This is a genomic window from Mesorhizobium sp. B2-5-13 (genome assembly GCF_006440535.1).
GTDB classification, from domain to species: domain Bacteria; phylum Pseudomonadota; class Alphaproteobacteria; order Rhizobiales; family Rhizobiaceae; genus Mesorhizobium; species Mesorhizobium salmacidum.
This window is the reverse complement of sequence record NZ_VFUI01000002.1, coordinates 388,273-410,720: the sequence shown is the minus strand read 5'-3', so window position 1 is coordinate 410,720 and position 22,448 is coordinate 388,273. Positions and strand designations below refer to the sequence as shown.

At 64.0% G+C, this 22,448-nt stretch carries 20 protein-coding genes and 1 pseudogene; 9 read left to right on the top strand and 12 right to left on the bottom strand.

Annotated elements, in window-relative coordinates:
• Positions 1-86: 86 nt before the first annotated feature.
• The 4 genes from FJ434_RS05235 to FJ434_RS05220 all read left to right on the top strand — a co-directional run bounded on the left by FJ434_RS05235 (position 87) and on the right by FJ434_RS05220 (position 3,032).
• On the top strand, positions 87-1,640 hold the full coding sequence (locus FJ434_RS05235; RefSeq protein WP_140746299.1) for an alpha/beta fold hydrolase: 1,554 nt from the start codon (positions 87-89) through the stop codon (positions 1,638-1,640).
• Between the two features lie 109 nt (positions 1,641-1,749).
• Positions 1,750-2,229, top strand: a complete 480-nt coding sequence (locus FJ434_RS05230; protein WP_140746296.1) for a carboxymuconolactone decarboxylase family protein — start codon at positions 1,750-1,752, stop codon at positions 2,227-2,229.
• 82 nt (positions 2,230-2,311) lie between these two features.
• Positions 2,312-2,674: a nuclear transport factor 2 family protein gene (locus tag FJ434_RS05225; RefSeq protein WP_140746293.1), complete on the top strand. Its 363-nt coding sequence runs from the start codon at positions 2,312-2,314 to the stop codon at positions 2,672-2,674.
• A 43-nt stretch (positions 2,675-2,717) separates the two neighbouring features.
• The gene (locus FJ434_RS05220) at positions 2,718-3,032 is read left to right on the top strand and encodes a hypothetical protein (protein ID WP_015314126.1); all 315 of its coding nucleotides are present in this window, start codon (positions 2,718-2,720) and stop codon (positions 3,030-3,032) included.
• 151 nt (positions 3,033-3,183) lie between these two features.
• On the opposite strand, the gene FJ434_RS05215 is transcribed toward FJ434_RS05220, so the two are convergent.
• The 8 genes from FJ434_RS05215 to FJ434_RS05180 all read right to left on the bottom strand — a co-directional run bounded on the left by FJ434_RS05215 (position 3,184) and on the right by FJ434_RS05180 (position 11,319).
• On the bottom strand, positions 3,184-4,611 hold the full coding sequence (locus tag FJ434_RS05215) for a gamma-aminobutyraldehyde dehydrogenase (RefSeq protein WP_140746290.1): 1,428 nt from the start codon (positions 4,609-4,611) through the stop codon (positions 3,184-3,186).
• A gap of 95 nt (positions 4,612-4,706) precedes the next feature.
• Positions 4,707-5,522 (bottom strand): ABC transporter permease, encoded by an 816-nt coding sequence (locus FJ434_RS05210; RefSeq protein WP_140509190.1) that lies wholly within the window; start codon positions 5,520-5,522, stop codon positions 4,707-4,709.
• Positions 5,512-6,471 (bottom strand): ABC transporter permease, encoded by a 960-nt coding sequence (locus FJ434_RS05205; RefSeq protein ID WP_140746630.1) that lies wholly within the window; start codon positions 6,469-6,471, stop codon positions 5,512-5,514. Before FJ434_RS05205 ends, FJ434_RS05210 begins: the two co-directional genes overlap by 11 nt.
• A 106-nt stretch (positions 6,472-6,577) precedes the next feature.
• The gene (locus FJ434_RS05200; protein ID WP_140509188.1) at positions 6,578-7,576 is read right to left on the bottom strand and encodes an ABC transporter ATP-binding protein; all 999 of its coding nucleotides are present in this window, start codon (positions 7,574-7,576) and stop codon (positions 6,578-6,580) included.
• 177 nt (positions 7,577-7,753) lie between these two features.
• Complete coding sequence (locus tag FJ434_RS05195) at positions 7,754-8,908, bottom strand: ABC transporter substrate-binding protein (RefSeq protein ID WP_140509186.1); 1,155 nt, start codon at positions 8,906-8,908, stop codon at positions 7,754-7,756.
• Between the two features lie 206 nt (positions 8,909-9,114).
• A complete protein-coding gene (locus tag FJ434_RS05190) occupies positions 9,115-10,026 on the bottom strand; it encodes a LysR substrate-binding domain-containing protein (RefSeq protein ID WP_140509184.1) in 912 nt (303 codons plus the stop codon).
• A 79-nt stretch (positions 10,027-10,105) separates the two neighbouring features.
• Positions 10,106-10,723 carry a DedA family protein gene (locus FJ434_RS05185; protein WP_140509182.1) on the bottom strand — a complete coding sequence of 206 codons (618 nt, stop codon included), beginning with the start codon at positions 10,721-10,723 and terminating at the stop codon, positions 10,106-10,108.
• A complete protein-coding gene (locus FJ434_RS05180; RefSeq protein ID WP_140509180.1) occupies positions 10,720-11,319 on the bottom strand; it encodes an rRNA adenine N-6-methyltransferase family protein in 600 nt (199 codons plus the stop codon). The genes FJ434_RS05185 and FJ434_RS05180 overlap by 4 nt, the downstream gene beginning before the upstream one ends.
• 289 nt (positions 11,320-11,608) lie before the next feature.
• Between FJ434_RS05180 and FJ434_RS05175 the strand changes: the two are divergent.
• Both FJ434_RS05175 and FJ434_RS05170 read left to right on the top strand, forming a co-directional pair.
• Positions 11,609-12,284 (top strand): annotated as a pseudogene (locus FJ434_RS05175) (response regulator transcription factor).
• 10 nt (positions 12,285-12,294) lie between these two features.
• Entirely contained in the window at positions 12,295-13,656 is a 1,362-nt protein-coding gene (locus FJ434_RS05170; protein ID WP_140746287.1) for a HAMP domain-containing sensor histidine kinase, read from the top strand.
• Between the two features lie 118 nt (positions 13,657-13,774).
• On the opposite strand, the gene FJ434_RS05165 is transcribed toward FJ434_RS05170, so the two are convergent.
• Entirely contained in the window at positions 13,775-14,551 is a 777-nt protein-coding gene (locus FJ434_RS05165) for a DeoR/GlpR family DNA-binding transcription regulator (protein ID WP_140716541.1), read from the bottom strand.
• A gap of 419 nt (positions 14,552-14,970) precedes the next feature.
• Between FJ434_RS05165 and FJ434_RS05160 the strand changes: the two genes are divergently transcribed.
• The gene (locus FJ434_RS05160) at positions 14,971-15,858 is read left to right on the top strand and encodes a phosphotransferase family protein (RefSeq protein WP_140509172.1); all 888 of its coding nucleotides are present in this window, start codon (positions 14,971-14,973) and stop codon (positions 15,856-15,858) included.
• Positions 15,855-18,308, top strand: coding sequence for an FAD-dependent oxidoreductase (locus tag FJ434_RS05155; RefSeq protein ID WP_140746284.1), 2,454 nt, complete (start codon positions 15,855-15,857; stop codon positions 18,306-18,308). Before FJ434_RS05160 ends, FJ434_RS05155 begins: the two co-directional genes overlap by 4 nt.
• On the opposite strand, the gene FJ434_RS05150 is transcribed toward FJ434_RS05155, so the two are convergent.
• Positions 18,305-18,937 carry a class I SAM-dependent methyltransferase gene (locus FJ434_RS05150; protein WP_140509168.1) on the bottom strand — a complete coding sequence of 211 codons (633 nt, stop codon included), beginning with the start codon at positions 18,935-18,937 and terminating at the stop codon, positions 18,305-18,307. The genes FJ434_RS05155 and FJ434_RS05150 overlap by 4 nt on opposite strands.
• Before the next feature lie 94 nt (positions 18,938-19,031).
• Here FJ434_RS05150 and FJ434_RS05145 point away from each other — a divergent pair, with 94 nt between their 5' ends.
• Positions 19,032-19,934: a phosphotransferase family protein gene (locus FJ434_RS05145; RefSeq protein WP_140746281.1), complete on the top strand. Its 903-nt coding sequence runs from the start codon at positions 19,032-19,034 to the stop codon at positions 19,932-19,934.
• 226 nt (positions 19,935-20,160) lie between these two features.
• Here FJ434_RS05145 and FJ434_RS05135 read toward each other — a convergent pair whose 3' ends face one another.
• Both FJ434_RS05135 and FJ434_RS05130 read right to left on the bottom strand, forming a co-directional pair.
• Positions 20,161-21,084: a DMT family transporter gene (locus FJ434_RS05135; RefSeq protein WP_140746278.1), complete on the bottom strand. Its 924-nt coding sequence runs from the start codon at positions 21,082-21,084 to the stop codon at positions 20,161-20,163.
• 82 nt (positions 21,085-21,166) lie between these two features.
• Positions 21,167-22,447: an amidohydrolase family protein gene (locus FJ434_RS05130; RefSeq protein WP_140746276.1), complete on the bottom strand. Its 1,281-nt coding sequence runs from the start codon at positions 22,445-22,447 to the stop codon at positions 21,167-21,169.
• Between the last annotated feature and the right edge of the window lies 1 nt (position 22,448).

Below are 22,448 nucleotides of genomic sequence, written 5' to 3'. Positions count from 1 at the left end.
ACTTCCGCTAAAATATAAACTGCCGCAACCGGCGCGGCTCTGCTATGGTTGGCGAACAGAAATCGTCAGGCCGGGCGGACACCCTCGTGAGGCCGATCGAGACCCGATACGCCCTTAGCGGCGAGGTGCGGATCGCCTATCAGGTGATCGGCCAGGGGTCGTTCGATCTCATCTTCGTGCCGGGCTTCATCTCCAATCTCGACCTGCACTGGGAAGACGAGGGCTATACCAGGCTCGTGAGGCGGCTTTCGGCGTTCTCACGGCTGATCCTGTTCGACAAGCGCGGCACGGGTCTCTCCGACCGCGTCGACGTCCATCACCTGCCCAGCCTCGAGACCCGCATGGACGATGTGCGCGCGGTGATGGATGCGGCCGGCAGCGGCCGTGCCGCCCTGCTTGGCGCTTCCGAAGGCGCGCCGATGGCGATGCTGTTCGCCGCCAGCTATCCGGAGCGCGCGCGGGCGCTGGCGCTCTATGGCGGCTATGCGCATTTCCACAAATGGGTGATGCCGCCGGAGCGTCTGGAAGCCTTCATCGCGACGGCCGAGACGGCCTGGGGGACAGGCGCCACCTTGCCCAATTTCGCGCCGGGCAGGGTCGATGACGCCCGATTTTCAACCTGGTGGGCGCGGTTCGAACGGCTCTCGGCCAGCCCGACGGCAGCGGCGGCGCTGGCGCGGATGAACGCGGAGATCGACGTACGCGGTATCCTGGCGGCGATCGACGCGCCGACGCTGCTGATCCATCGCCGCAACGACGTGCGGGTCGATCCCGACGCCAGCCGCTTTCTGGCCAGGAAGATCCCCAACGCGCGGCTGGTCGAAATCCCGGGGCGCGACCATCCGATCTGGACCGGCGATGTCGACCGGGTGGCCGACCTGATCGAGGAATTCCTGACCGGCGAGCGCGCCGTGGCCGAAGCCGAACGCGTTCTGGCCGCACTTCTGGTGACACGCATCTACGACACGGCACCGCTTGGCGACAGGATGTGGAGCGAACGCAGCGAGCATTTCCACGAAACATGGCGGACACTTGTGGTGCGCCATGGCGGGCGCTGCGCGGATATGCATGGCGAAATGATGATTTCGCGTTTCGAAGGCCCGGGACGGGCCTTACGCTGCGCGGCGGCGTTGCGCGACGCGGCGCAGCAAATCGGGGTGGCGAGCGCGCAAGGGGCGCATGTCGGCGAGATCGAGTTGCGCGGGCCCCCTGCAGGATTGACGAGCCGCGTGACGATACAACTCGCCGCTCTCGCCGGGCGCGGCGAGATACTGGCATCGAGGCTGGTCGCCGATCTGGCAGTCGGCTCGGGACTTCATTTCGTCGATCGCGGGCGTATCGCCATCGACGAGCTGGACGAGCCGCTGGCGCTTGTGCTTGCGATGTCCGAACAGCACCTGGAACCGGCTTGCCGGCCCAAGACCAGGGCGACCGAACCGGCCTGCCTGACAACGCGCGAGAGCGAAGTCGTGAATTTGATCGCCGATGGCAAGAGCAATGCGGCGATCGCCGCGGAACTCAGGCTGAGCGAGCACACGGTCAAGCGCCACGTCGCCAACATACTGCTCAAGCTCGACCTGCCATCGCGAGCGGCGGCGGCGGCATTTTCCGCCAGGCAGACTGGCCCGGACGGGCCATGAGAGCCATGGCGCTTTCGGGCGAAGCGGGGACACCGATGTAGGCGCTATCAATTCCCCATGCAGGCCAAGGCGGATATCGCCGGGAAAGGCGCTGCGAACGGAGGATGAAATGCCCAAGTCAAAACTGAATGTCAGGTCACTTATGATCGCGGCGGGCATTGGCGCGCTGTTCACGATCACTCCGGCGAAGGCCGAGGATGCGTCGGCGACAGCGGCCTACAAGGACATCGAGGCGACGCTCGGCTCGGTGCCGGATATGTTCAAGACACTGCCTGACGTCGCCATCGCCGGCGCCTGGGCCGAGATCAAGGGCGTCCAGCTCAACCCCAAGACCGCGCTCGACGGCAAGACCAAGGAGTTGATGGGGCTCGCGGTCGCGTCACAGATCCCGTGCCAGTATTGCATCTATTTCCACACCGAGGCCGCCAAGCTCAACGGCGCGAGCGACGAGGAGATCAAGGAGACGATCGCGATGGCGGCAATCGTTCGCCATTGGTCGACGATCCTCAACGGCAGCCAGATCGATCTCGCGACCTTCAAGAAACAAACCGACGGCGTATTCGCTGCCGTAAAGGCGAAGTCGCAGTGAAGACCCCGGCCCGGCGATGAGTGCCGGGCGGCACCTCAAAGCATCAACCGCCCGATCGTGAAGACGGGCATATGGAGGATAAATGCTGACCAAGACCCAAACAGTGGACGGCGCGGCGATCAAGAAGGCGATCGAAGGGCGTGATGGAAAGATGCTGTCGAGCTTCTATGCCGACGATGCGTTGGTGCGGGTGATCGACCGCAACAACCCGCCGAGCAAGCCACGCGAAATCCGCGGGCGCGCGGCGATCACGACGTTCTGGGACGACATCTGCAGCCGGGCGATGACCCACAAGGTCGACACCACCATCGCCGACGGCGACAGCCTGGCATTCACCCAGGCATGCGCCTACCCGGACGGCACCAAGGTGTTCTGCGCGGCGATGCTGGAGTTGAAGAACGGCCTGATCGCGCGCCAGACCGTCGTGCAGGCCTGGGACGAGTAGATCAACCCGCGGCCCGAGCCGCAAATGATGGAGGAGAATCAACATGTTCAGCGCCAGATGGCAGATCGACGCCAAGTTCGGGCACAAGCAGACGGTGCTCGAGTTGATGCGGAAATGGGAACGCGAGATCGGCTCGCAGGTCGGCCTCACGGAACTCAAATTCCAGATCATGACCGGATCGATCGGTGCCCGTGAAGCGACGGTCGAGTCGCATCACCAGGTCGAGAGCCTGGCCCAGTTGGAGGCAATGTTCGCCAAGATCGGCAAGATCGACGCGCACGCCAAATGGGGCAAGGAGATGGAGCCCTATGTCGTGTCGGGCACCAGCCTGTGGAACATCTATCGCATCGTGGAGTAGCGGCTGTGCAACTTACCTCTCCCCTTGTGGCCCGCCCTTCGGGCCCACAAGGGGAGAAGGACGGGCGGCGTCCCGGCTCTTCGCAGGCTCAGGGCGTTAGAAGCTCGAAAAGCCAAGCAATTGGCTTTTCGTCCGCTTCGCGCACCGCTTCTCACCCATGCGCAACCATCACGTGGCGCACGGCGGTGTAGTCCTCCAGCGCGTAGAGCGACATGTCCTTGCCGTAGCCGGACTGTTTCAGCCCGCCATGCGGCATCTCGTTGGTCAGCATGAAGTGGGTGTTGATCCAGGTGCAGCCATATTGCAGGCGGGCGGCGGTCGCCATGGCGCGTGAGACGTCCCTGGTCCACACCGATGACGCCAGGCCGTAGTCGCTGTCGTTGGCCCAGCTCACCGCCTCGTCGACTTCCGTGAAACGAGTGATCGAGACGACCGGGCCGAACACTTCGCGGCGCACGATCTCGTCCTCCTGCAGCGCACCGGCGACGACGGTCGGCTGGTAGTAGAAGCCGGTGCCCTCGCCCGGCTTGCCGCCGGTGGTGATCTCGATGTGCTTCAGCTCCGAGGCCCGCTCGACAAAGCTCGAGACGCGATCGCGCTGGCGGCGCGAGATCAATGGCCCGATTTCGTTCTCGGTGTCGTCGGGTTGGTTGTATTTGATGGTCGAGACGGCGGAGGACAGATCGGCGACCAGCTTGTCGTAGATCTTCTTGCCGGCATAGATGCGGCAGGCGGCGGTGCAGTCCTGGCCGGCATTGTAGTAGCCGAAGGCGCGCAAGCCCTTGACGACGGCGCCGAGATCGGCGTCGTCGAAGACGATGACCGGCGCCTTGCCACCAAGTTCGAGATGCGTGCGCTTGACCGATTTGGCGGCGGCCTGCAGCACCTTCTTGCCGGTGGCGACGTCACCGGTGATCGAGATCATATTGACCTTGGGATGGTTGATCAGCGTGTTGCCGACGCTGTCGCCCCGGCCAAGCACGACATTGACGACGCCCTCGGGCAGCACTTCGGCCAGAATCCTTGCCAGCTTCAGCGCCGTCAGCGGCGTCTGCTCCGACGGCTTGAAGACGACGGTGTTGCCGCCGGCGATCGCCGGCGCCAGCTTCCAGGCCATCATCATCAGCGGATAATTCCATGGCGCGATCGAAGCGACGATGCCGATCGGATCGCGCCGCACCATCGAGGTGTGGCCGGGCAGGTATTCGCCCGCGACCACACCCGGCATGGAGCGGACCGCGCCGGCGAAGAAGCGGTAGCAGTCGACGATGGCCGGGATTTCGTCATTGAGCACTGCGTTGATAGGCTTGCCGCAGTTCAGCGCCTCGAGCGTGGCAAATTCCTTGGCCTCGGCCTCGATGCGGTCGGCAATTTTGAGCAGATAGCCGGAGCGTTGCGCCGGCGTGGTGCGAGACCACAAGACGAACGCTTGTCCCGCTGCCGCAACGGCGGCCTCGATCTGTGCCTGACTGGCTTCGGGCAAGTTGAGAATGGTCGCCCCGGTCTTCGGATTGAGGATCGGCTCCTCGGTCTCGGCGCCCTTCTCGAATTTGGAGCCGATCAGCATCTGGGTGTCCATTGGGGTCTCCTTGGGCAGAGGTGAGTAGTGAGTAGTGGATGAGCTTCCACCGTGGATTCGGCTATTCCCTGCTCACTACTCACCACTCACTTTTTTCATTTCCCGCTTCCGGCGATCTGGTCGCCGTCGCGGGTCAGGTAATAGGCAAACAGGATCGGCAGCAGCGTCACCAGGACGACGACCATGGCCACGACGTTGGTGACCGGACGCTGGCGCGGACGGATCAGTTCCTCCAGCATCCAGATCGGCACCGTCTGCTGCTGGCCGGCGGTGAAGGTGGTGACGATGACCTCGTCGAAGGAAAGGGCAAAGGCGAGCATGCCGCCGGCGAGCAATGCGGTGGCGATATTGGGCAGCACGACGTGGCGAAAAGTCTGGAAGCCGTCGGCGCCGAGATCCATAGAGGCCTCGATCATCGAGCCCGAGGTGCGACGGAAACGAGCGACGGCGTTGTTGTAGACCACGACCACGCAGAAAGTGGCGTGGCCAAGCACGATCGTCCAGAACGAGAAGGGGATGTCTGCCAGCGCGAAGGCCGAACGCAGCGCGATGCCGGTGATGATGCCGGGCAACGCGATCGGCAGGATAACCAGCAGCGAGATGGTTTCGCGGCCGAAGAATTTCGTCCGCGACACGGCGGCGGCGCACAGCGTGCCGAGCACCAGCGCAATCGTGGTCGAGATGGCGGCGACGCGGACCGACAGCGACAGCGCTTCCCAGACGTCGGGCCGGTTCCAGGTGACGGCGAACCATTGCGTGGTCAGCCCGGGCGGCGGCCAGACGAAACTCTTCTCCTCGGTGGTGAAGGCGTAGACGAAGATCAGCAGGATCGGCAAATGCAGGAAGAGCAGGCCGCAGGCAGCGGCGGCCTTCAGGCCGAGCGGAGCGGATTGACCAGGGTCAGAGCGCATCGAAGGCCCCCATGCGCTTGGCGCCCCAGAGATAGAAGCCCATGATGACGATGGGCACCACGGTGAAGGCGGCGGCCAGCGGAATGTTGCCGGCCGTGCCTTGCTGCGAATAGACGGCCTGGCCGATGAACAGGCGCGACGTCCCGATGATCTGCGGGATGATGTAATCGCCCAATGTCAGCGAGAAGGTGAAGATCGAGCCGGCGACGATGCCAGGCAGCGCCAGCGGAAACAGCACGTTGCGGAAGGTCTGGCCGGGCGAGGCGCCGAGATCGGACGACGCCTCGACCAGATTGCCGGGCACGCGCTCGAGGGCCGCCTGAACGGGCAGGATCATGAAAGGCAGCCAGACATAAACGAAGACGATGAAAGTGCCGGTGAACGATACCGACAGCGAATTGCCACCGACCACGGGCAGCGACAGCCAGGCGTCGAGCAGCCACAACAAGTGCAGCTTGGTGAGCAGCCAGGTCAAAATGCCTTCCTTGGCCAGGATCAGCTTCCAGGCATAGATCTTGACCAGATAGCTCGACCACAGCGGCAGCATGACGCCGAGATAGAACAGTGCCTTCCAGCGGCCGCGTGCATAGCGCGCCGCGTAGTAGGCAATGGGGAAGGCGACGATGGCCGAAGCCAGCGTAACCAGGGCCGCCATCGTCACCGTGCGCAGGATGATGTCGAGATTGGCGGCCTGTAACAGGTCGCCATAGGTCTTCAGCGTGAACTGGCGGTTGATGAGGCCGGAGAACTCGTCGATGGAGAAAAAGCTCTGCGCCAAAAGCGCGAACAGCGAGCCGATATAGACGATGCCGAGCCACAAAACCGGCGGCAGCAGCATGAGGAGCAGCAGGACTTTTGGCCGGCGCCAGAAAAGGTCGGAGAGCGCACCGCGCAGACCGCGGCTGCCGGGCAGGATGGCGGGTACGGGATTGGCGTTGAGGGCGACGATGCTCACGGCGCCACCATGTCGATTGGATCAATGGCGGCAAGGCCGAGATCCTTCACACTCCCCTCTGTCCGGCAGGACAGAGGGGAGTGCTTCACGCAAACGTCAATCATGCCGGCTCGTCCATAAGATGCAGGTGCTCGCGGTTGAAGGTGAGCACCACCGCCTCGCCCTCCGCCGGCAGGGCAGTGCCGGCCGGCACCACGGCGTGCAGTTTCAATCCGTCGGCATCGAGCGCCAGCCGGGTGGTGGCGCCGAGATAATTGGTCGAGACGAGGCGCGCGGCGACGCCCTCGCCGCTTGCGGCACGGCCGACGCGAATGGATTCAGGCCGCAGGCTGCCCCAGCGGCTCTGGCCTGAATAACGCTGGACGAAATCCGGCGGCAGCACGTTCGAGGAACCGACGAAATCAGCGACAAAGCGCGTGCTCGGCCGCTGATAGATGTCCTCCGGCGTGCCGATCTGCATGATCTTGCCATCGTTGAAGACGGCGACGCGGTCGGCCATCGACAGTGCCTCGCCCTGGTCGTGGGTGACGAAGACGAAGGTGATGCCGAGCGCCTTCTGCAGCGATTTCAGCTCCTCCTGCATGTTTTCACGCAGCTTGAGGTCGAGCGCGCCGAGCGGCTCGTCGAGCAGCAGCACCTTGGGCTGGTTGACCAGCGCGCGGGCGAGCGCGACACGCTGGCGCTGGCCCCCGGAGAGCTGGCCGGGCCGCCGGGCGCCGTAGCCGGGCAGTCGCACCAGCGAGAGCGCTTCTTCCGCCGCCTTGTGCCGCTCGGCCTTGCTCACGCGCTTGACCATCAGCCCGTAGGCGACGTTGTCGAGCACATTGAGATGCGGGAACAGCGCGTAGTCCTGGAACACGGTGTTGACGTTCCGGCGGTAGGGCGGCACGCCTTCGGCACGCTCGCCGAAGATCGAGATCGAACCCGCCGTCGGCTGCTCGAAGCCGGCGATCAGGCGCAGACACGTGGTCTTGCCGGACCCGGACGGTCCGAGCATGGCGAAGAATTCGCCCGGCACGATGTCGAGGTCGACCGCGTCGACGGCGCGAACGCTGCCGAAATGGCGCGAGACTCTTTGAAAGGAAACGGCTGGGGTCATGGGATGTCAGTCTGTTGCCGGTTGGTTCTGTCGGATTGCCGTAGCACGCCGCTTCACCTCCCCCTCGATGGGAGGTCGCGGCGAAGCCGCAGGTGGGGGTGACCTGCACAGACGGCCGAGCAGCCCCACCCCGACGCTGCGCGTCGACCCTCCCCACGAGGGGAAGGGTAAGAGAGATCACCGTCCGCCGATGACGCCGATATAATCCGACACCCAGCGATAGTAGGGCACGCACTGGTCGTTCTGGGTGACGCATTTCGAGACCGGCGTCTTCCAGAACTTGATCTTGTCGAAATTGTCGTAGCCGTTGGTCTTGCAGCCTTCCTCGCCGAGCAGCTCGTTGCCCTTGCACGCGGCGGGCACGACCGGCAGCGAGCCGAACCAGGCGGAGACATCGCCCTGCACCTTCGGCGCCAGCGAATGCTCGAGCCACATATAGGCGCAGTTCGGGTGCGCCGCGTCGGCTTCCATCATGGTGGTGTCGGCCCAGCCGGTGACGCCTTCTTCCGGTACGGTCGAGGCGACCGGCTTCTTGGCGGCGACCAGCGTATTGACCTGATAGGGCCACGAGCCCGAAGCAACCACGCCTTCATTCTGGAAATCGTCGACCTGGATGGCGGCATCATGCCAGTAGCGGCCAACCAGCGTGCGCTGGACGCGCAGCAATTCGAGCGCCGCCTTGTACTGGTCCTCGTTCAATTCGTATGGGTCCTTGATGCCGAGTTCCGGCTTGTGGAACATCAGGTAGTTGGCGGCGTCGGCGATGTGGATCGGTCCGTCATAGGCCTGGACGCGACCCTTGTTGGACTTGCCGTCCGGCAGCTTCATCTCCTCGAAAACGACGTTCCAGCTCTTCGGCGCTTCCTTGAACACCTCGGTGTTGTACATCAGGATGTTCGGTCCCCACTGATAGGGCACACCGTAATGAACGCCGCCGACAGTAAACCAGGGCGCGTCCTTCAGCCGGTCGTCGACCGTCTTCCAGCCCGGGATGAGATCGGTGTTGATCGGCTGCACGCGCTTGCCGGCGACGAGGCGCAGCGAGGCATCGCCCGACGCGGTGACGAGGTCGAAGCCGCCCTCGTTCATCAGCGAGACCATCTCATCCGAGGTGTTGGCGGTCTTGACGTTGACCTTGCAGCCGCTCTCTTTCTCGAAGGCGGTGACCCAGTCATAGCCCTTGTCGGTCTCGCCGCGCTCGATATAGCCCGGCCAGGCGACGATGTTGACCTCGCCCTCGCCCTTGCCGAGTTCCTTGACCTGGGCGATGGCCTGACCGGAGAGGGTCAGCGCGACCGTCAAAGCAGTGCACGACTTCAGGAATGAATTCATTATCGACTCCCATTTTGGCGCGTGATCCAGAAACCGCTCCGGTTTTCGCTGGATCACGCGCGGACTGAAAAACTTGTCAGCTCGTCCGTTGGACTTGACGCCGCTCTGATGGCAGCTTGTATCCGTGAAACGGAAGGTGCTTTGAAAATTCCGGTTTCGCAAATTCATTTATCAGAAGGCCGATATCGGTTTTTCCGATATCTCTATCACAGACGCTGGCGCACCGTCCGCTGCGACTGGGCAAGGCCGATGAAGTCGCGCGCCGCGGCGGCCAAGCCAGATCCCCGCCGCCAGACCATGCCGACCTGCACCACCGGCAAGGAACCGGAAATGTCGCGCGATTCAATGCGGTCGCCTTCCAGCGACCAGGGCCGGTAGACAAGGTCGGGCAGCAGTGCCACGCCGGCGCCGGTGGCGACGAGGCTGCGCACGGCTTCCACGGAGCGGGTGCGGAAGGCGACATGCGGCCTGGCGCCGATCGCCGTCAGCAGCTTGCCGGTGTTCTCCTCGATCTCGTCGACGGTCAGCATGATCAGCGGCTCGGAGGCGATATCGCCGATGCCGATAATGTCGGCGCCAGCCAAGGGATGGCCGAGCGGCAGCCACAGCCGGTAGGCCGAGACTTCGAGGATCTCCGATTGCAGGGCAGTGCGGTCGCGCAAATTGGAGGTGACCATGACGGCAATGTCGAGCTTGCCACCGATCAGCAGGTGCTCGAGGTAGTCGCCATTGTCCTCTATGGCCGAGACCTCGACGCCCGGATAGGCGCGGCGGTAGCGTGAAAGCAGATCCGACAGCACATAGCCGGCGACCAGCGAGGTGACGCCGAGTTGCAGCCGCCCGCCCGCCACGGCCTGTTCGCCGGAAAAAGAGCGGCGCGCGTCGGACACATCGGCGAGAATCTTTGTCGCATGACGCAGGAACTGGTGGCCCTTGTGGGTGATGTTGAGGCCGCGCGGATGGCGCTCGAACAGTTCGACGCCAAGATCGCTTTCAAGTTCCTTGATCGCTTCGGTGACCGACGATTGCGAAATGGAGAGGTTTTGCGCCGCGCGCGACACCGTACCTTGTTCGGCAACGGCGATGAAGAACTGCAACTGACGGATGGTGAAGGCCATGGGCCGACTAAACACCGGCAGGCAGGCGAAGGAAAGCTGGCTGCGGAGCTTATCGCGTGACCGGAGATTGGTGCAGCGGTCAGCCGAGCATCAGCCTGATGCGGCGTCGCCATGTCGGGCCATAGCGCAACGCAAGCATGAAGGCCGTCTCAAGCGCCACGACGATGACGATGATGCGCAGGCCAACCGCGAAGGAATCCTGGCCACTGCCGCGCATGAGGTAACCGGTCAGGAGAAAGCCCGCATTCCATATGGTGGCGCCAAGCAGTGTCGCGGCCGCGAAAGGCAAGGCAGGCAGACAAAGCGCGCCAGCAGCGATCGGCAGGTAATTGCGCACCGTCGGGATGAACTGCGCCAGCAAGGACACCCTGACATGATTGCGGCGATAGGCCTGGCCAAGCTTGCGATAGGTTTCGGGGCGCAGGAAGACATATCTGCCGGCTCGTCCGATCAGCCTGTCGGCACGGTCGAAGCCGATCCGGCGGCCGACCGCATACCAGACAAGGCAGCCGGCGAAGGAGGCGGAAGTCGTCGCCGCCAGCAGGATCGCCAGCGTCGCATGGTCAGGCGCCGCCGTCATACCGAGGAACAGCAGCAGCACATGCGAGGGCGGAATCGGCAGGATCTTTTCGGTGAAGGCGAGGCAGAAGACGCCGAACAGGCCGAAGCCGAGAATGGCCGACAACGGTCCGGTCATGCGAAGCGCCAGTCGTATGTTTCTGACGTCTTGATCCTGGCGACGCGATAGACCGTCGCCGGCGGGAAGTTGCGAAAGGTATGGCCAACCCGCGTGACCTCGAGATCGAGCCTGTCGAGCAGCGACTGGTCGAACGGGCAGCGCCGTCCAAGCGTGAACTGATAGAGTGCTCCGACCGGGCGAAGGTTGGCGAAAACACCTTCGAGAATGGCGAGCGTCCTGCGCGGCGAGATCAGCCGGAAAGGCAAGCCGCTGACGGCAGCACCAATCACCGGCCGGTGAAAGAGCGACAGATGGCGCAGACCGACAGCATCCATCTCGAATATCCGGGCGGCCGGAAAGCGACGCTTGAGCAGTGCGGCAAAATCCGGATCGGATTCGATCAGCGTCAAATCTTCCTCCTTAACCCCGCGCGACAGCAGCGCTCGCGTGAACGGGCCGGTTCCTGGACCGAGCTCCAGCACGGGACCCGTCTCGGGTCCGATGTCGCGCGTCATCAATGCCGCCAGGCTGGAGCTGGACGGCGTGACGGAGCCGACCCTGAACGGCGCCACGGTCCACGCCACAAGGAAAGACAGAGCATCATTTGCAGGCATGGTAACCTCAATCCCGGACAACAGCACGCCAGATTGTGTGGCCAACTGATTCGTTTCAGCGCCATTTCGTTTCAACGTCGGGCCCGACCTGTTGCATATTCGGGCCCGACGCCTTCACGCCGGCATGGGCGATTCGTGCCGACCGGTGCTGTTTGCCGCGACTGGGTTGCATAGACATTGCGCGATCTCGAAGGCACAGAAAGCGTTTGTCGACCCGGGCCGTTCGGCTTTGCCATGTTTGCGCAATGTTGGCGCGGTAGCGCCCGAAGCTGCTGCTGGAGAATTGTCGATGCGAATCTTGCTGGTCGAGGACGAGCCTGAAATGGTCTCTGCCTTGCGTGCCGCGCTGAAGCGCCACGACATGGTGGTCGATCACGCCGGCTCGCTCATCGAGGCGGGAGGCTTCGTTGCCGCCGACAGCTATGACGCGATCCTGCTCGACCGCCAGTTGCCGGATGGCGACGGGTTGTCGCTGGTGCCCAGATTGCGTTCGGCCAAGAACACCACGCCAGTGCTGATGCTGACGGCGAGAGGCGACACATCGGACAAGGTCGATGGGCTGGACATGGGCGCGGACGACTATCTGGCGAAACCATTCGCCTTCGAGGAACTGCTGGCTCGCCTGCGCGCGCTGCTCAGGCGCCCGGCGCCGATGCAGTCGCAATTCATCCGTGCCGGCGATCTGGTGCTCGATGTCGGGCATCGCGAAGCGTCGATCCGTGCCGAACCGCTCAGCCTGCCGCGCCGCGAACTCCTGGTGCTGGAGGCGCTGATGCGGCGCACCGGCCGCATGGTGCAACGCGAGGCGCTGATGGACGCGGTGTTCGGCCTCGATGACGAGATCCAGTCCAACGCCCTCGACACACATGTTCTCGCGCCTGCGCCGCAAGCTCGCCGATGCCGATGCCGGCGTGACGATCAACGGCATTCGCGGCGTCGGCTATCTCCTGCGCGAGACGACATGAGCGCCAAGCAATGAGCCTCAAGCGCCCGCGTTCGCTGAAATGGAGCCTGGTGCTGCGCATCGCCTTGCTGCAATGCGCGATGCTGACGCTGATCATCGTCGGCATTCTCGTCGCATTGCTCGCCACCGGGCTCATTCCGCACGATTATGAGGACGGCACAATGGACGTGCTGGCGGATGCGGTGGCGCGTGACGCAGGCGGGAAGCTCATCCTGCGCGAGACCTCGGACCTGACGAAGCTGCGATCCGAGGTCCCCGATCTCTGGTTCATCATCCGAGACAAGCAGGGCCAGCGGCTGCAGGAGGGCACCATGCCGCCCATCTTCCAGCCTTTCGCCGGATTGCTGGACACTATCAGCGACGCCCGTATCGACCACGCAATCGGGCAAACCGCGCCGCCGGAGGGGAAGATTCGCTGGACCGATACGGCGGCCGGCAATGTCCAGATCTTCACCGGCACCAAGGGCGGGCTTTCGCTGTTGCGCCTGCTCGACCAGGCGCCGCAATTCTTCCTGCAAGGCATATTGCCGCTCGCCGGGCTGATGGCGCTGGCCACGCTGTTCGCGACACCCTGGGTGGTGCGTGGCGCCCTTTCGGGCCTGGGCCATGCAGCCGCCGAGGCTGAGCTCATCGACATCGACCAGCGGGGTGTCCAGCTGCCGCTGAAGGACGTACCGACAGAGGTGACACCGCTGGTCAAGGCGGTGAATGCGGCCCTTGCGCGGCTCGACAAGGGCTATGAGCGCCACAAACGTTTCCTCACCGACGCCGCCCATGAGCTCAGGACACCGGTCGCCATCCTCAACACGCGCCTCGCCTCGCTGCCGGCGACACCGGAACGGGCACGGCTGCTGCAGGATGCAGCACGGCTCTCGACGCTGACCGACCAGTTGCTCGACCTGCAGCGTCTGGACCGGCAGACATCGCCTTTCGAAAAGGTCGATCTCGTGGCGATTGCGCGAGGCGTCATCGTCGACCTCGCGCCGATGGCATTCTCGGCCGGATACGAGATGTCCTTCGAGCCGGAGAGGGACACGCTTTTTGCCACCGGCGACCGCACCGCGATTGAACGTGCGGTGACCAACATCGTGCAGAACGCCATCGAGCATGGCGGCCGCGCCGGCAAGATCACCGTCAGCGTCACAACGCCCGCCGTCATCGAGGTGCGGGACGAAGGCGACGGCGTGCCACCGGGCGAGCGGGAGCGCATTTTCGAGCCCTTCTACCGATTGCGCCCGCAGGATCATGGCGCCGGCCTCGGCCTCAACCTCGTGCAGGAGATCATGCATCTCCATGGCGGACGCATCGAAATCCTCGACGGCAAGCCCAGCGGCGCCTGCTTCAGGATGAGTTTTCGCGCGTTGGCGGCATAGCGTCGCCGCGAGTTCACACGGACGCCCGCGATGACATCAGTCGATGACAGACAGCAGACAACGAATTCCGGCGTCTATGCCGGAGACGCGGCACGCCGATGCACAACATCGCCTTCGGCTAAATTCCCGCTTCGCCGCCGGCAATGCTGAGCCGCGCGCCGGCCTGTGCGAGGGCGGCGGCAATGTCATGCGGCGGCGCGCGATCGGTGGCGAGTTCGGAAAAGCCGTCGAAGCCGCAGACCTGAACCAAGCCCTGGCGGCCGAACTTCGTGTGGTCGGTGACGACGAGCGAGCGCTGGCCGCGCGACAGCACCATGCGGGCGAATTCCGCCTCGTCCAGATCAAAGTCCATGACACCCGTCGCCGCATCCACGGCGCCGGTGGAAATGATGGCGTGGCTGACCGAGAAGCGGCTGACGAACTCGATCGCCGACGTCCCGAACGCGGCTCCTGAATCGCTGCGCAGCTCGCCGCCGGCCATATAGACCTTGTTGCCGTTGATGGTGGCCAGCGTGCGGGCAATATCAGACGAGTTGGTGACGACCGTCAGGCGCCGGTGGCCGAGCAGTTCGCGCGCCAGGAACGAAGTCGTGGTGCCGGTGTCGAGCATGATCGATTCGCCGTCACGGATGGTGGCGGCAACCATGCGTGCGATGACCCGCTTGGCATCGGCATGCTCGCGCATGCGCCGTTCGAACGGCGCTTCGCCGATCATCGACGGCAGGCCAATGGCGCCATGCATCTTCAGAACCGAGCCGTCGCCGGTGAGCGGCTTGACGTCCCGCCGCACGGTTTCAAGGGAAACGCCCAACCGGTCGGCCAGGCTGGCGATGGTGACGGTTCCCTCTTCCTGCAGCAGCCGCAGGATCTCGCCATGCCGTTTCGAGTGGATCATATGTGCGCGTCCCGGAGTTTGCCCGTTCCCAAGGCATTCCTAACGCTTTTAAAGGAATTGCCCATGCTTTCGGGCAAAATACCCAAAAAAAGTCACATCTTTTTATTGACAGAAGAGCAACCCTGGCGTGAAATCCAACCTTAACAGGGGTTCGGAGCTGCAGCGGGAGGGTGATTGGCAGAGCCGCAACTCATTGACCAGGCAGTCTGCAACGTGTCTGGCGCAAGGAATTTTCAGATCCGCGGGGGCGGATGCCGGGCTCAAAAACCTGGCCAAGGGGCTCGTCGGTGCGGTGCGGGATACCGATCCTGGCGTCCCGCACCGACGAGATCGTTTGCGTTTCTCCCCGCCGTCATTGCGTTGCCCAGGGCGCCTTGGCGAAACCCGGCAAACCAGCCCAGCAAACCAGGGATGATCCCGTGATTGCCGAAGACCGCATCCGCGCCCTGCCCTGCTGGACGGGCGCCATCGTGATCGCGCCGCTGCCCGGCGGCTTGAGCAACGCGAATTATGTGGTCACCGACACGGCCGGCAAACATGTCGTGCGCTTCGGCCAGGATTATCCGTTCCACCATGTCTTCCGCGAACGCGAGGTGATGACCGCGCGGGCGGCTCACGCCGCCGGGTTCGCGCCGGCGGTCCATTATGCCGAACCAGGAATCCTGGTGACGGCGTTTCTTGGCGCCAAAACCTATCTGGCCGAGGACGTGCGCGCCAATCTCGGCCGCGTCGCGGCGCTGATGCGCGGCTTCCACCGGGAGATGCCCAACCATATCTCCGGCGCCGGCTTCATGTTCTGGGTGTTCCATGTCATCCGCGACTATGCGCGCACGCTTGAAGAAGGCGACAGCCGCAAGCGCGGTGACCTGCCGCGCTTCCTGGCGCTGGCCGACGAACTGGAGCGCGCCCAGAAATTGCTGCCGATCGTCTTTGGCCACAATGATCTTCTGCCCGCCAATATTCTCGACGACGGCAGCAGGCTGTGGCTGATTGATTTCGAATATGCCGGCTTCAACACGGCGATGTTCGACCTCGCCGGCGTCGCTTCGAACGCGGGCATGAGCGATGAGGAATCCTTCGCCTTCCTGACCGCCTATTTCATGAAGGAACCGGATGAGGCGATCCGCCGCTCGCACGCCGCCATGCAATGCGCCTCGCTGCTGCGCGAGGCGATGTGGAGCATGGTGTCGGAACTCTATCTCGACGCGCCCGGCATCGACTACGTCGCCTACACCGAGGAAAACCTGGTGAGGCTCGATGCGGCGCTGGAAAGCTACCGGACAAAATACGGGATCCTGAAATCATGACCTTGCCTAGCCAGGCCGCGATCGTCGTCATCGGCGGCGGCATCATCGGCTGTTCGACGGCCTATCATCTGGCGCGCGACCACAAGGCCGACGTGGTGCTGCTCGAACAGGGCAAGCTGACCTCGGGCTCGACGTGGCATGCGGCCGGCCTGGTCGGGCAATTGCGCTCGTCGGCCTCGATCACGCGGGTACTGAAATACTCCGTCGACCTCTACAAGGGGCTGGAAGCCGAGACCGGGCTCGCCACCGGCTGGAAAATGACCGGCTGCCTCAGGCTCGCCACCAATGCCGACCGCTGGACCGAGTACAAAAGGCTGGCGACGACGGCGAGAAGCTTCGGCATGGACATGCAGCTTCTGTCGCCCGCGGAGGTCAAGGCGATGTGGCCGCTGATGGAGACCGGCGATCTGGTCGGCGCGTCCTGGCTGCCGACCGACGGCCAGGCGAGCCCTTCCGACATCACGCAGTCGCTGGCCAAGGGCGCGCGCATGCATGGCGCCAAGCTCTACGAGGGGGTGTGTGTCACCGGCTTCGAGATGAAGGGCGACCGCATCACGGCGGTGAAGACCAATCAAGGCGACATTGCCTGTGACAAGGTGGTGAACTGCGCTGGGCAATGGGCGCGGCAGGTCGGCGCCATGGCCGGCATCAACGTGCCGCTGCAGCCGGTGAAGCACCAGTACATCATCACCGAGAAAATCGCGGGCCTGGCGACCGACGCGCCGACGCTGCGCGACCCCGATCGGCGCACCTATTTCAAGGAAGAGGTTGGCGGGCTGGTGATGGGCGGCTATGAGCCGAACCCGCAGGCCTGGACAACCGGTCTCCCCCGAGGCGACGTGCCCGACGACTGGGAGTTCCGGCTGTTCGACGACGATTACGATCATTTCGAGCAGCACATGGCTCAGGCGATCGCGCGCGTGCCGGCGCTGGAGACGGTCGGCGTCAAGCAGATGATCAACGGGCCGGAAAGCTTCACGCCCGACGGCAATTTCATCCTCGGCGTGGCGCCCGAATGCGCCAACATGTTCGTCGGTGCCGGCTTCAACGCTTTCGGTATCGCCTCGGGCGGCGGCGCCGGCTGGGTGCTGGCGCAATGGGTGGTCGACGGCGAGGCGCCGCTCGACCTGTGGGTGGTCGACGTCAGGCGCTTTTCCAACCTGCACCGCGACCGGCAATGGGTGTGCGAGCGCACGCTGGAAGCCTACGGCAAGCACTACACGATCGGCTTCCCGCACGAAGAATACGTCAGCGGCCGGCCGCGCATCGTCTCGCCGCTGTATGAGCGTTTGGAGCAGCAACGCGCCGTGTTCGGCTCGAAGCTCGGTTGGGAGCGGCCGAACTGGTTCGCGCCGAAGGGCATCGAGCCAAAGGACCTCTATTCGATGGGCCGGCAGAACTGGTTTGCCGCCGTCGGCGACGAGCACCGGCACGTGCGCGAGCATGTCGGCATCTTCGACCAGTCGTCCTTCGCCAAATATGAGCTGAGCGGCCCCGACGCGGCCAAGGCCCTTGACTGGATCTGCGCCAACGACGTCAGCAAGCCGGTCGGCCGGCTGACCTACACGCAACTCCTCAATACGCGCGGCGGCATCGAGGCCGACCTGACCGTGTCGCGGCTGGCCGAGGAAAAATTCTACATCGTCACCGGCACCGGTTTCCGCACCCATGACGCCTCGTGGATCAGCGACCATATTGGCGGAGGCGTCGATGCCCAGCTCGCCGATGTCACCGAGGATTTCGGCACGCTGTCGCTGATGGGGCCGCGCGCCCGCGATGTGCTTTCGGCCGTGACCAATGCGGATGTGTCGAATGCCGGCTTCCCGTTCGGCCATGTGCGGGAAATCGTCATCGCGGGTCACACGGTCCGGGCGCTGCGTGTCACCTATGTCGGCGAACTGGGCTGGGAGCTGCATGTGCCGATCGCCGCCACCGGCGAAGTCTTCGACGAGCTGATGGCGGCCGGCGGGAAGCACGACATCCGGCCGATCGGCTACCGCGCGCTGGAATCGCTGCGGCTGGAAAAGGGCTATCGCGCCTGGGGCTCCGACATCACGCCCAATGACACACCGCTGGAGGCCGGGCTGGGCTGGGCCGTAAAGCTGCGTAAGAACACCGACTTCGTCGGACGACGCGCACTTGAGAAGGTTGGCGGCGCGTCCCTGACGAAGCGCTTTGCCGGCTTTACGGTCGACGATCCGGAGATCGTGCTCGTGGGGCGCGAGACCATACTGCGCAATGGCGAGCCGGTCGGCTATTTGACCAGCGGCGGCTACGGCTACACGGTCGGCAAGAACATCGGTTACGGCTATGTGCGCAACGCCGAGGGGGTGAACGATGATTTCCTCGCCTCGGGCAGCTATGAACTGGTGGTCGCGATGCAGCGGACGCCGGCTCAAATCTGTCTTGAGCCGCTATACGACCCGGCAATGGAGCGCGTGAAGGCTTAACTCACGCGCAAAGCGAGGCCACGGCTGGGGACGGTATCGGCCTCGCCAGGCATCGAGACGTAGGGACGTGTTTCCTCAATGCGGACGACTAGGCCTTGCGCCTCGAGTTCGGCGATGCGCGCGGCAAAGCCCTGATCCCACAACGTGTTCTTGACCGTCAGCACGATCACTCCGCCCGGCCGGCAGATGCGGATCAGTTCGTCCAAACCGTCGGCGCCGACATGACCCGAGGTGAACACACCGGCCGAGATGATGCCGGCATAGGTGTCGTTGGCAAAAGGCAGGTCACCGCCGAGTGCCAGGCAATGCAGCGCCGAATAGACGCCCTTGCGCGCGGCCTGATCCAGCATGCCCTGTGAGATGTCGAGCGCCTCGACCTGGGGATAGCCGGCAATGTCGAGCCATTCGCCGATCAGCCCGGTACCTGCCCCGGCGTCGAGCAGCGGGGCTGAACCGCGCGGCAGATGGCGGGCCAGCAAGGCAAGGCAGATCGTCGGGTGGCGGTAGCCGGCGGCCGACATGTCGGCGTCATAGGTTTGCGACCACCTGTCATAGAGTGCCGCTACCTCTTCCGGGCGCTTGGCCGCGTAGGCCTCGCCGAGCGCGCCTTGATGTTTGCCGTCCGTCACGTGTCGACCAATCCCTCGTCTTGCCGGGATGATAGCCAAACGGCGAAAATTGTGGAACCGTTGTCTCAAAGAAATAGCGCGTGGGGACGCAGGCATGGTGACAGACGAGGCGCGGGCAAAACTTGCCGCCATTCCGGTGCTGGCCGGCTACACCGGGCCGCTGGAACGGCTTGGCGGCCTCACCAACCTCGTCTTCAAGGCCGGCGATTACTGCCTGCGCGTTCCGGGCAAAGGCACCGAGGAATACATCAACCGCGCCAACGAAGCGGTGGCGGCACGCGAGGCGGCAAAGGCCGGCGTCAGTCCCGAGGTGCTGCATGCCGATGCCGCCACGGGCCTGATGGTGACGCGCTACATCGTCGATGCCGAGACGATGTCGCCGGAGAAATTCAGGGAGCGGCAGGGCAGTCCGGCCCGGGCGGCCGAGGCCTTCCACAAGCTGCACGCGTCCGGCGCGGTATTCCCCTTCCGCTTCGAGCTGTTTTCGATGATCGACGACTATCTCAAGGTGCTGTCGACCAGGGATGTCGCCCTGCCCGCCGGCTATCATGACGTGGTGCGCGCGGCCGGCAGCGTGCGCTCGGCCCTGACCGTCCACGCCTTGCCCCTCGTCGCCTGCCATTGCGATCCGCTGTGCGAAAATTTTCTCGATACGGGCGAGCGGATGTGGATCGTCGACTGGGAATATTCCGGGATGAACGACCCTCTCTGGGATCTCGGCGATCTCAGCGTCGAAGGCAAGTTCGACGCGGCCCAGGACGAGGAGTTGATGCGCGCCTATTTCGGTGGCGAGGCGAAGCCGGCGGAGCGCGGCCGCGTCGTCATCTACAAGGCGATGTGCGACTTGTTGTGGACGCTGTGGGGGCTGATCCAGCTCGCCAACAACAATCCGGCCGACGATTTCCGCGCCTATGCGGACGGCCGCTTCGCGCGCTGCAAGACGCTGATGGAGACAGAGGAATTTTTGCGGCACCTTGCTGCGGTACGCCAGGGCTAAAGCGCGTCGCGGTGAAGCGTATTCATGCGACGCGCTTTAGATTTTTGTTTTGATGCATGTCGTTCTCCCAAAACCGAGGCCACTTTTGAGCGACATGCATTGGGGTACCCGAAATCCGGGCCCTACAGCATGTCGCGGCGAACAGGATTCGCCGCGACATGCTGTAAGCTTCTGATTTAATGCATGTCGTTGTCCCGGAACCGAGTACACTTCCGGGCGACATGCATTAGTTCACACCCTTCGGCACGTTCTCCGGCGGCACCGTGGTGTCGACCACTTTCTGGCGATGGAAGATGAACAGGCCGGCCAGAACGATGATGCCGGAGCCGATCAGGATACGCGGGCCGGGAACGTCGCCGAAGAACACCAGCCCGAACACCACCGCCCACAGGAGCAGCGTGTAGTGCAGCGGCGCCAGTGTCGAGGCCGGCGCCAGTTTCAGCGCCCGCGTGATCATCAGATGCGCACCGCAGGAGACGATGCCGAGCAGCAGCATGGCGCCGAGATCGAGCGCCGACGGCGTCTTCCAGGCACCGATGGTCAGCACGCCGCCAACCAACAGCGTGCCGATCGTCTGCCATGTCACCAGATTGGTGTCGCTGGTGCCGCGCAGGCGCCGGTTGAGGATGATGGCGAATGCGAAGGCAAGGCTGCCGACAAGCGCGAAACCCGATGACAGCGAAAACGCGGCAGAGGACGGTTTCAGCATGATCACCACGCCGCAGAAGCCAAGCAGGATCGCCACCCAGCGGCGCCAGCCGACCTTTTCGCCAAGCAGGAAATGCGATAGCGCCGCCACATAGATCGGGCCAGCCATGTAGAAGCTCATCACATCGGCAAGCGGCAGAAAGACGACGGCGGCGTAGAACAAAGCGGTATCCAGCGTCGTCGCCACCACGCGCAGGACCTGCAGCCCGGGCCGTTCCATCTGGAACAGTCTGCCAGCGCCCTGGTTGGCGATCATCGGGCCAAGCACGATGAAGGCGCCGATAGAGCGGATCAGCACCACTTGGCCGACGGAAAAGCTGGTGACCAGCCATTTGCCCATCGCGTCGTTCAGCGCAAACAGAAAGTCGCCCGCCAGCATCAGCAGGATGCCGGCCAGAAGCACATTCCTGACCATCGAATTCCGGGCGACGGGCTCAACCATGCCCGGCTCCTAGACTCAAGCGCCAACTTTGACGAGTGGGAATCGAAGAAACGGTAAGACCAGCCGCGGAAATCGGCTGTATCTACCCGGATTTGTGCCGCCGGTTCACCTGCGACGGCCTGCCGGAGATCGAAAGCCTGGTATCCTGCCTTGTCCGCTCCGCCACCACCTTGCCCATGGCGATGACGCAGATGCGCTCGGCGCGCAGGCGCAGGGCCTCGATCGGATTGCCGGCATCGAGGATCACCAGGCTGGCGCGCTTGCCGACAGCCAGGCCAAGATGATCGAGGCCCATGATCGCGGCGTTGACGTTGGTGACCATGTCGAAGCAGCGCGCCATGTCGGCGGGGCTCGACATCTGGGCGACATGCAGGCCCATGAAGGCGACGTCGAGCATGTCGGCGGTGCCCAGCGAATACCAGGGATCGAGCACGCAATCCTGACCCCAGCCGACACGGATGCCCAGCGCCTGCATTTCCTTGACCCGCGTCATGCCACGCCGCTTCGGGAACGTGTCTTGACGGCCCTGCAGCATGATGTTGATCAGCGGGTTGGGGATCGCGGAAACACCGGCCTCGGCGATCAGCGGCAACAGTTTCGAGACGTAGTAATTGTCCATCGAATGCATGGAGGTTAGGTGCGAACCGGCCACCTTGCCCTGCAGGCCGAGGCGCTGCGTTTCATAGGCCAATTGCTCGATGTGACGCGACAGCGGGTCATCTGTCTCGTCGCAATGCAGGTCGACCATGAGGCCGCGTTTTGCCGCGATCTCGCACAATTCGGTCACCGAGCGCCTGCCGTCGGCCATGGTGCGCTCGAAATGCGGAATGCCGCCGACGATGTCGACCCCCATGTCCAGCGCGCGCATGGTATTTTGGCGCGCCGTCGGCGAGCGATAGAACCCGTCCTGCGGGAAGGCCACCAATTGCAGATCGATATAAGGGGCGACGGCCTTCTTGACCTCCAGCAGCGCCTCGACCGCCAGCAGCCTGTCGTCGCAGACATCGACATGGGTGCGGATGGCCAGCAGCCCCATCGACACCGCCCAGTCGCAATAGGCGAGCGCCCGATCGCGCACCGCTTCGTGCGTCAGGAGCGGCTTCAGTTCGCCCCACAGCGCAATGCCCTCGAGCAGCGTGCCCGACGCGTTGATGCGCGGAAGACCATAGGAAAGTGTGGCGTCCATATGGAAATGCGGATCGACGAAGGGCGGCGACACCAGATTGCCACGGGCGTCGACCTCGGTCCCCGCGGAACCCTCGAGCTTCGGCTCGATCGCAATGATCGTCTCGCCGCTGATCCCGATGTCGGCGATGCCGCCATGCGGCAGCGTGCCGCCACGAACGATTAGGTCGAAATCCATC